This is a genomic window from Holdemania sp. (assembly GCF_986127675.1).
This window is the reverse complement of sequence record NZ_CFQZWI010000104.1, coordinates 1-9,643: the sequence shown is the minus strand read 5'-3', so window position 1 is coordinate 9,643 and position 9,643 is coordinate 1. Positions and strand designations below refer to the sequence as shown.

The following is a 9,643-nucleotide window of genomic DNA, read 5'->3' as shown; positions in this document are numbered from 1 at the left end:
TTTTATGGCTGGGATGAAAGGATTCGAACCTTTGCATGGTGGATTCAGAGTCCACAGCCTTACCGCTTGGCTACATCCCAATGACTTGGTGCTTTTATATTCTACCCTTTTTTCAAAGAAAGTCAACCCTGAAAATTTTTCTTTTTCTGGAAAGTTTTAGAATCCCTGATTGACAAAAAATTCGCTTCCTGATTACAATGGATAAAGAAGTGAGGGGATTTTATGAATTCAGAACAACAGCTGACGATGATCCGGCGGCTCAGCGACGCTTACGGCGTGTCCGGCTTTGAGGATCTGGCGGCGGCGGAAGCCCGGCGCTGGATCGACGAAACACGCTATGCGGTGCGCGAGGATCACATGCGGAATTTGATCATCCAGCCCAAGGCGGCGGATGGGGAAGTCCGGATCCTGCTGGACGCTCACAGCGATGAGCTGGGGTTTATGGTCCAGGCGATCAAACCGAATGGCACGCTGACGTTTCTGCCCTTAGGCGGCTGGGCGGCGAATACCGTGCCGGCGCATAAGGTGAAGGTCAGAAACCGCAGGGGAGAGTATATCAGCGGCGTGGTTGCGGCCAAGCCGGTGCATTTTATGAGCGAGAGTGAACGGCGGGCGCCCTTCGAGATCAGCGCGATGGTGATCGACGTCGGATCGCATTCGCTGGAAGAAACCCGCGATGTATTTCAAATTGATATCGGTGCGCCGGTCGTGCCGGATGTGACATGCGAAATCCAGAGGGAGAAGGGCTTGATTATCGGCAAGGCGCTGGACTGCCGGATCGGCGTGGCGGCGTTATTGGAAACGCTGGATCAAATCGATCCAGCCGTTCACCGCAATCATGTCGCCGCCTGTCTGTCTAGTCAGGAGGAAGTCGGCGACCGCGGTATCCAGACGGCGCTGCATCAGCTGGAGGCGGACGTGGCAATCGTGTTTGAGGGCTGTCCGGCGGATGATACGTTTACGGAAGACTGGCTCTGTCAGACGGCGATGGGAAAAGGGCCGATGCTGCGGCACATGGATCGCTCGATTATTGCCAACCCTCGCTGGATGCGTCAGGTTTTGACCTTGGCTCATGACCGGGGGATTCCGGTGCAGGAATCGGTACGCAGCGGCGGCGGGAATAACGGCGCGATGATTCAGTTAAGTCAGCGCGGCATTCCGACGGTCGTCCTGGGCATTCCAGTCCGCTACATTCATTCGCATCATGGCATCGCCTGTCTGGCGGATGTGGAAGCCGCTGTGGCGTTGGCGAAAGCCATCATCGACACTGTGAGCGCGGCGGACGTGGACGGTTTGTAATGGAATCCCCATGGAGAACGCTGGGGCCAATCGACGCGGTCTTGAAGCGCAATTATCTGCGAATGCTTCTGGGCGTGGTCCTGCTTGTGGGCGCGGTGCTTTTCCCGATCCTCATGAATACAGTATTCCAGTCCGCCGGGCCGAAGCCGTTAACCGAAACAACGCTGATCAACGAACAGGCGAAGTATGAGATCCAGCTGTGCACCGAGGAGTTTGCCAGCAGCAGCGACGGCTACAAGACCAATCATTATTATTTAGCGTCCGACGGGTTATCCTGGCGGATTGTGATGCTGAGCGAAGCGACGGCGAAACGCTGCGGGCCGATCATTGATTACAGCTACGGCGACACGGATATCGCACCGCTGCCGTTGGTGGTTGAAGGCTTAAGCGCAGCGATTCCGCAGCAGCTGCAGGAGTACGCGCTGGAAGTCGTGCAGATGCTGATCGACGAGAACGCCGATCTGACGACGCTGCAGGGTGAAATCGGTTCGCTGATGTTAGTCGAGGGTGCGCAGCATGCCTTTCCCTTAGCCAACGTTCTGATTTTGATCGGCCTGGGCATGGCCGGCGTGCTGCTGATCTTAAGCGGCCGCTACAACAGAAAGACCGCTTATCAGCAGCTGGAAGAAGCTGACGAAAAAGGCCTGTACGAGCGCCTGGCGGACGACTTTGAGCAGGCGGCTTATTATCCTTCGTTCAAGCTGATCGTCCATCACGGCGTACTGCTGGAGACCGGGAAAACGCTCCATTTCCAGACGTTGGCGCCGATCCTGCGGCTGCGCTGCCGGCGTCGGTTTGAGAGCTTCCAGATGCCGATGCTGCTGCTGCAGGCGCAGCGCAGTGACGAACCGGACCGCTGGGTCACGTTGGTTTCCGCGCACAACAGCGGCCGCAGCGTCGACGAGATGAACCGGCTGATCGATCAGATACTGAGCGAAAACCCGGCGATTCAATGGATTGAAGAAGAACTGAACGCTTGAAATTGCACTTTCCTTAGGCTTGGGCATAAGGAAAGTTTTTTTTCTGTCGAAACCGGTTTGCGGCGGGATCCGGGGATAGAAAAGCGAGGGGATTTCTGCTAGAATAGCAAAGGTGATAAAACATGAAAGTTGTGCTAACCACGCTCAACGCCAAATATATCCATAAAAATCTGGCGCTGCGCTGGCTGTATGTCAGCCGGATTTCGGAGGCGGATGTCGAGCTGATGGAGTTTGTGATCAAGGATGATCTGGAACGGATCAGCGATCAGATTGCTTCGCGGCAGCCGGAGGTGATCGGAATTTCGGTCTATATCTGGAACGCGGATTTGACCCGGAAATGGATTGCGATTCTCAAGCGCAAGCTGCCTCATGTCCGAATTCTGATCGGCGGTCCGGAGGTTTCCTATCAATGCGAAGACTGGCTGGACACCGGGATTGAAGCGGTGCTGCGGGGCGAGGGCGAGAAGACGTTCTGGCAGGCGGTGCGCCGGGAAGCGGATATCGACGGGTTAGTCAGCCGCGATTACGTCAGTCCGGTTGCTTACGCACGAGTGGACCTGAACTGGCTGGAAACGTTGGAAAGTCCTTACTGGCTGGCGATGGACGAGGAAGCAATGGCGCATCGCTACCTCTATCTTGAAACCTCGCGGGGTTGTCCGTATCATTGCGCGTACTGCCTGTCCTCGGCGGACAACCGTGTGCGGATGTTCTCGGAAGCGTATGTCCTGCGGCAGCTGGCGCCGCTGGCCAAGCGGGCAGTCAAGCAGGTGAAGTTTTTAGACCGGACGTACAACGTGATGCCCGAGCGGGCGCTGCGGATTGCGCGGTTTATTGAAACGCTGCCGCCTTCGATCAATTTCCAGTTTGAGGTCGTCGCCGATACGATCAGCGAAGCGATGCTGGATTTTTTTGAACAGGAAGCCGATCCGGCCCGCTACCGCTTTGAAATCGGCGTGCAGTCGCTGAATTCCAAAACCCTGGAAGCGGTGGACCGGCGGCAGGACAACCAGCGTCTGCTTGAGGTCACAAGCCGGCTGTTAAAGCGCGGCTACATCTGTCATCTGGATCTGATCGCGGGGCTGCCGTATGAGGATCGGGCCAGTTTTGAACAATCCTACAACGGGTTGTTCGCCGTGTGTCCCAGCGAGCTGCAGGTCGGCATCCTGAAATTATTAAAGGGGACCGCGATGATCGCACGCGCGCCGGGCTGGGGTATGGAATTTGAAGCGCAGACGCCGTATACCGTGACGAAGACAGCGTGGCTGAGCGAAGCGGATCTGGCGGAAGTGGAGCGGGTGCATCTGGCGACGGAAAAGCTGCTCAACAGCGGCCGCTGCCGGGCTTGTTTACAGAGCGTCTTTGCGGAGCATCCCCAGTTGAGCGCTTATGCCCTGATGGCGCAGGCCGGGGCGCGGCTGCAAGCGCTGCCCCATCCGTATCAGCTGAAAGATCTCTATGAGCTGCTGATCGAGGTGTTAACGCCGCTGCTGGGAGAATCGGAAGCGCAGGCGCGGGTCAATACCGATTATCTGATGCAGTCTGCCCATCGCCAGAAGCCGCTGGCGATCCGGCATCTCAGCGCCGAGGAGCGCAAGGAAATCCGCAGGAATTTAGTTCAGCGGATGGATTTTGACGAGCAGCAGGTTTATAATTATACCCAAATTGACGTCGGCTGGCAGGCCGGCGGGATTCAGATTCAGATCGTGCTGGCCGTTCCCGGACAGCCGGTGCGGCGGATCTGGCTCAGTGAGGAGGAACAACAAGAATGGATAAAATCGTAATTGCGTCGGGCAATCAACATAAGATTGAGGAATTCCGCACGCTGTTTGCGCCGCTGGGGATCACCGTGATCGGCATGAAGGAATGCGGCACGTTTGCCGAGCCGGAGGAAACCGGAACGACATTTGCGGCCAACGCCGTAATCAAAGCCGAAGCGCTGTGCGCGCAGCTGGGCTGCACTGTGATTTCCGATGATTCCGGATTGGAAATCGACGCGTTAAACAAGGAACCCGGCGTGTATTCAGCCCGATATTTGGGCCATGATACAAGCTATGAAATCAAGAACCGGAATCTGATCGAGCGCGTCAGCGGCCAGGCGGACCGCACCTGCCGGTTTGTCTGCGCGATCGCCTTGGCGCGCCCGGACAGGCCGACCGAGGTGTTTGAGGGGACGGTCGAAGGAACGGTTGCGTTCCAGCCCGCCGGGGGTAAGGGCTTTGGCTACGATCCGATTTTCTATTATCCGCCGCTGTGCAAAACACTTGCTGAGGCAAGTGAGGAAGAAAAGAATCAGGTCAGTCACCGCGGCAAGGCGATGCGCTTGTTAATGGAGTATTTACATCATGAAGAAAACTGATTCGTTTCTCGTCAAGGCGCTGCAGGCGGTCTGGTCGGTGGCACTCATCGCCGTGCTGATTTTGACGTCGGTTGATCTCAACTGCTTCAGCCGGCCGTTTTACGCCGATCAATACCGCCAGCTGAACACCGCGCAGACGATCGGCATGAGCGAGGAAGATCTGGATTTAACGACCGACGTGCTGTTGGACTACACCCAGGGCAAGCGCGAAAATCTCGACGTTCAGGCCGTCATCAATGGCCAGGTGCAGGAGGTTTTCAATCAGCGGGAAAAAGACCACATGGTCGACGTTCAGGCACTCTATCTCAACGCGATGAGCGTGCGGAACTTGGCGGCGGCGATCGTGATCGTGGGATTGTGTCTGTTGGTGATGAAAAAGGATAAGGCGCTGCGGCGGCAGACGGCGAAGATGTTTTTAAAAACCTCGGCGGTGCTGATGGGTCTGGCGGGGGCGCTGGCGTTTTACGCGTTTCTCGATTTCAACGAATTCTGGACGATGTTCCACCACATCTTTTTCCGCAACGATCTGTGGCTGCTCGACCCCAACACCGACGTCTTGATCATGATGGTTCCGGAAACCTTTTTCTTCAATCTGGTATTCCGGATTCTCGGCGGGTTCGGGCTGGGCTATCTGGTTTGCCTGGGCTTGGCGTGGTTTGAAAGCAAAGGAGGCGTTCAAGCGTGATTCACGTTGTTTTATATGAGCCGGAGATTCCGCAGAATACCGGCAATATCATGCGGACCTGCGTCGCGGCGAACTGCCGGCTGCATTTAATCGAGCCGCTGGGTTTTTCGTTAGACGAACAGAAGATCCGCCGTTCCGGGATGGATTACCGGGAAAAGCTGCAGATGAGCGTCTATCCGGATTGGGCGGCGTTCTGCGCGCAAAATCCGGACGGGGAGTTTTACTTCTTAACCCGCTATGGCAAGCAGCCGCCGGCCAGTTTCGACTATACCCGGACTGAAAAGGATATTTATCTGGTGTTCGGCCGCGAAAGCACAGGTATTCCCAAGGCGATCCTGCGCGATCATCTCGAACGCTGCGCGCGGCTGCCGATGGTTGCCGACGCCCGCAGCCTGAACTTGAGCAACTGCGTCGCGATCTGCGTCTATGAAGTGCTGCGTCAGCTCGATTATCCGGGCTTAAGCAAAACGGAGCACATCAAGGGAGAGGACTGGCTGTTGGTATGATCACGTTGTTCAACCGTCTGCTTCAAACCGAAAAACGCCGGATCTGTATTTTGTTCTGCGCAGGATGTGCGTGCGCGGCCGTGTTTGCCTTTGCCAACGCCCGGATGGGGTATTTGTTAGTCCAGCTGCGCAGCATTGAGGATGTGCTGGCGCTGACGCACCATCCCTGGGTAGAGGGAACGTGGCTGGGGCGGACGATCCTGAATCTGTTGGCGACGCCGCTGGCCTTTTCCGACTGGCTGAGCAGTGCGGTAACGGCGCTGGCCTGGCCGCAGATCGGCTTTCTCCTGGTCGCCGCGATGTTTTTCACCCAGCGCGGCAAGGATAAGAATCTCCGACGTAAACGTAGGGGCTTAGGCTGCTTGATCGGATGCGAGCTGGTCATGGTGATCGCCGGCGGTTTTTTTGTAACGCGCAGCTATTTTTCCCTCACTACGCTCAAAGCGATCCAGCAGTTTGCCTATGCCGGAATCGCCGTGGGGTCGTTGGCAACGCTGCAGCTGATGCTGGCGCTGATTCAGATTCCCTTAGCGCTCTACCGCGATTTTCTGGCGCCGGAGAATGTGAAGTCATAGTGAGTTCCAGCGAAAAACAATTCGCATAGATCATAAGAAATTCAAGAAGTCCTTAAGCCGGTTCGCTGCTTTGCTTTCGGGCTTTTTTTTATTCTTTATCCTACAATCTCCGTATCCGGCAATCGTTGAGCAGGGCGGGGGAAACTGGGGCGGGATTCTAACGATGAAGAATTTCGTAAATCGGACGATCTCTTACTGCGTTCTTCCTCATCTATGGTAAAATTAAAGCATCACAAAGTCAGGAGGAACGGTATGGAGATCAAAGAAAGCTGGATCGCGGAACAGGCTGTCAACGCGAACGCACTGAAGAATGCGAAAGCGCTTGTTCAGAGCGGCAAATTTGTCAGGCTGGTTCGCAGCGAGGACGATACTTTTTATAGGGGAGAATGCCAGGGCAGCGGCAGCTCTAATTATACGACGTCCGCCGATTTTCTGGACCCGGCGCATCCGGTATTCCGGTGCAGCTGTCCGAGCCGGCAGTTTCCGTGCAAGCACAGCCTCGGCTTGTTGTACGCGATAGCCCAGAAAGCGGCGTTTGAAACGTGCGCGATTCCGGAGGATATCCTCAGAAAGCGCGAGCGGCTGGCGAAGCGGAGCACCCAGCCGGAAACGGATGCCGAGCCGCCGCAGGCAAAGCCGAAGAAAACGAAGAAGACGGCGAATAAAAAACGCTGGCTGAAGCAGATGGAGGGACTGGACGTCTGCGACAGAATGCTGCGGGATCTCGTGCGCAGCGGCGTAAGCGCGTTTGTCAACAATTCGCTTAAGGATTACGAAGCGCTGGCGAAGCAGATGAACGATTATTATCTGCCCGGCATTCAGCGCCAGCTTGTGACGCTGATCGCGGCAGCGCGCACCGCTCAGACTTCAGAGGGAACTTACGACGCGGTGTTTACCGAACTTTTGCGGCTGAATCAGACGGTAAAGCAGGGCCGGCAGTATCTGAACAAGAAGCTTCAGGATCAGCCGGTGACTCCCGAAGAAAAGGGAATAGAAGAGGGACTCGGCACGATTTGGAATCTCAGCGACTTGAAGGAACAAGGCTTTGAGATTGGGGAACAGTCTCTGATTCAGCTCGGCTTCCGCGTGCGTTATGATTCAGCGCATCTGGAAACCGTGGAGGAAGGGTTCTGGTTTGTCCATCCGCTCAATGAAATTCATAAAACAATTCATATCCGGCCGAAAAAGGCGGAGAAATACATCCGGGAAGAAGACAGCGTATTGATGAAAATCAAGGCGCCCACGGTCTACCTGTACCCCGGCGCCGGCAACCGCCGGCTGCGCTATGAAGAAACAAGGACAACCGAGCCGCTGAACGGGGACGATTATGCCCGGATCCGGCAAGCCGCCGGCGAAACGCTGGAAACGGTGATCAAGGACGTTAAAAACAAGCTGAAAAACCCCTTCGTTAAAAATGAAGTCGCGGCGCTTGTCGCGTATGCCGAGATCCGCCGCCAGGACGAGGAGTTTGTGATGTTGGACCGGCAGGGCGAGGCGCTTGCGCTTTCGCCGCTGGAGGGAATGTCGTTGATGGCGCTGACGGCACTGCCTGAACAGAAATTGTTGGCAGACCAATGCGCGCTTCTCTTGTTTTCCTACGAAGCCCAAACCCACCGGCTCATCGCGAAGCCGATGAGTTTAATCAGCGCCGAACACATCGTCCGGCTGTTGTACTAGGAGGTGGCGGAAATGATTCTGCAACTTTTATTTGATCTGCAAACCCGGCTGCGGACGGGACTGGCGGCGGGCGGCATGATTCTGCTCAGCGACCCGCGGCTGCCAGAATTACAGAAAAAGGTCGGCGTGCTCGCCGCGAAATCCCCAGTGTTCCAGCGGCTTTACAATTTGCTTCAAAGTCTGGCGGACGATCCCGAGTTGTTCGCGGACCGGCTGTTGGAAACGTTGTCGCTGTTGGAAGCGCTGCTGATCACCCAGGCGGATTGGAAAACGGAAGCCGCCGGTGAAGCGATCGTTCTGCCGGCAGAAAAAGCCTATACCGACATCCGCTATTCCCAGCTGAAACCGTTGATTCAGGCTTTGACGACAACCGGAAGCGGACGCTACGAAATTATTGAAAAAACGTATCAGCATCATCCTGAACGGTTCGCGGACTACCGCGTGCTGCCGGCGCTGATCGCGGACCTGGACGACGCGTATGGCGAACTGGCTGAACTTAACGAACAGATTCTGCGTTCTTGCGGGGCGGGGATCGTTCCGTTTTTAAAGGAAGGCTTCGATCCCGCCGGCAAGAAGGCGATGCTGCGGCGGATCCGGCTGATCGTCGATCTGGCGGGAAACCGGGAAAATGCATTCTACCGGACGATGGTTCCGCTGGCCCAGCCGGCGATTTTGAAGGAAATCATCCGGGGACTGGCCTGCGATCCGGACAACTGTGATCTGTTGATGCAGATTGCCAATAACGAAAAGGGGAAGCTGAAAGAAACTGCGCTGTACGCCCTGACACGCATCCGCGATCCGAAGGTCGACGCGTTTTTGTTGGAAAAGATCCGTAAAAACAGCCGTTTTCTGCACTATGCCGGCTATACCAACGATCCTGAGATCACCGCGCTGGTCTGCGCCAGCGTGAAGGAACAGCTGCAGTCTGTGCTGGAAGCTCAGGCGCTGCCTACGCTCGATGCGGAAAAGGCGCTGATCGAATCCTTGAAGCTTCTCGCCTATAAAACCGATCCGGCCATCACGGAGCTGGTGAGCTGGATTCTCGATCAGGACGCTGCGTTCAGCGCGGTCCGCGATCATCAAAAAAAGCCATTCCGCACGCATATCCGCTTTGCGCGGGTCAAGCCGTTAGCCTATCTGGTCGCCGGCAGCTGCGAGCGGACGTTGAGTGAAACCGTTTTGGAAATCGTGTTCACCAGCTGGCTGGCGGATCAAAACGACGCGGCCGAAGCATTGATCAAGACGCTTGTTCAGCGCTGGCCGGACAAAACCGCCGCGCTGTACGCCCGGATGCGTCTGATTCAGAACTTTGAGCAGGCATACGAGGAATTGACGGAAGCGTTTGCCGGTCAGCCGCGTTCCTTTTTCAATCAGCTCTGGGCCTGTGTGGAATACGATGAGGCTTTAAAGCAATACGTTTACCGCAGCGCCTTGATCGCCAATCCACTTCAGGAAGACACGGCAGTTATTCCGTTAGGGAAGACATTCGATCTGCGCTGGATCGACCTGTTAACGGGACAGCGGAACGTGGAGAAGGGACTGTTCAAGAAAACCAAGATCGGAAG

9 protein-coding genes and 1 tRNA gene are annotated in these 9,643 nt (G+C 56.0%); 9 read left to right on the top strand and 1 reads right to left on the bottom strand.

What is annotated here, in order from left to right:
• Window positions 1-5 precede the first annotated feature (5 nt).
• Window positions 6-80, bottom strand: a tRNA-Gln gene (locus AC5OW4_RS12800).
• 142 nt (window positions 81-222) lie between these two features.
• Between AC5OW4_RS12800 and AC5OW4_RS12795 the strand changes: the two genes are divergently transcribed.
• The 9 genes from AC5OW4_RS12795 to AC5OW4_RS12755 form a co-directional block, all read left to right on the top strand.
• Window positions 223-1,299, top strand: coding sequence for a M42 family metallopeptidase (locus AC5OW4_RS12795; protein WP_295771095.1), 1,077 nt, complete (start codon window positions 223-225; stop codon window positions 1,297-1,299).
• Complete coding sequence (locus AC5OW4_RS12790; RefSeq protein ID WP_295771093.1) at window positions 1,299-2,279, top strand: hypothetical protein; 981 nt, start codon at window positions 1,299-1,301, stop codon at window positions 2,277-2,279. The genes AC5OW4_RS12795 and AC5OW4_RS12790 overlap by 1 nt, the downstream gene beginning before the upstream one ends.
• 122 nt (window positions 2,280-2,401) lie before the next feature.
• Window positions 2,402-4,060, top strand: coding sequence for a B12-binding domain-containing radical SAM protein (locus AC5OW4_RS12785; protein WP_493677044.1), 1,659 nt, complete (start codon window positions 2,402-2,404; stop codon window positions 4,058-4,060).
• The gene (locus tag AC5OW4_RS12780; RefSeq protein ID WP_072684485.1) at window positions 4,045-4,635 is read left to right on the top strand and encodes an XTP/dITP diphosphatase; all 591 of its coding nucleotides are present in this window, start codon (window positions 4,045-4,047) and stop codon (window positions 4,633-4,635) included. The genes AC5OW4_RS12785 and AC5OW4_RS12780 overlap by 16 nt, the downstream gene beginning before the upstream one ends.
• Window positions 4,622-5,320, top strand: a complete 699-nt coding sequence (locus AC5OW4_RS12775; RefSeq protein WP_493677043.1) for a TIGR01906 family membrane protein — start codon at window positions 4,622-4,624, stop codon at window positions 5,318-5,320. The genes AC5OW4_RS12780 and AC5OW4_RS12775 overlap by 14 nt, the downstream gene beginning before the upstream one ends.
• On the top strand, window positions 5,317-5,826 hold the full coding sequence (locus AC5OW4_RS12770) for a tRNA (cytidine(34)-2'-O)-methyltransferase (RefSeq protein WP_295771081.1): 510 nt from the start codon (window positions 5,317-5,319) through the stop codon (window positions 5,824-5,826). The genes AC5OW4_RS12775 and AC5OW4_RS12770 overlap by 4 nt, the downstream gene beginning before the upstream one ends.
• A complete protein-coding gene (locus AC5OW4_RS12765; protein ID WP_493677042.1) occupies window positions 5,823-6,401 on the top strand; it encodes a hypothetical protein in 579 nt (192 codons plus the stop codon). The genes AC5OW4_RS12770 and AC5OW4_RS12765 overlap by 4 nt, the downstream gene beginning before the upstream one ends.
• Before the next feature lie 252 nt (window positions 6,402-6,653).
• A complete protein-coding gene (locus AC5OW4_RS12760) occupies window positions 6,654-8,078 on the top strand; it encodes an SWIM zinc finger family protein (RefSeq protein WP_072684482.1) in 1,425 nt (474 codons plus the stop codon).
• A 12-nt stretch (window positions 8,079-8,090) separates the two neighbouring features.
• Window positions 8,091-9,643, top strand: a 1,553-nt coding sequence (locus tag AC5OW4_RS12755; protein WP_493677041.1) for a hypothetical protein, incomplete at its 3' end; no start/stop codon positions are given.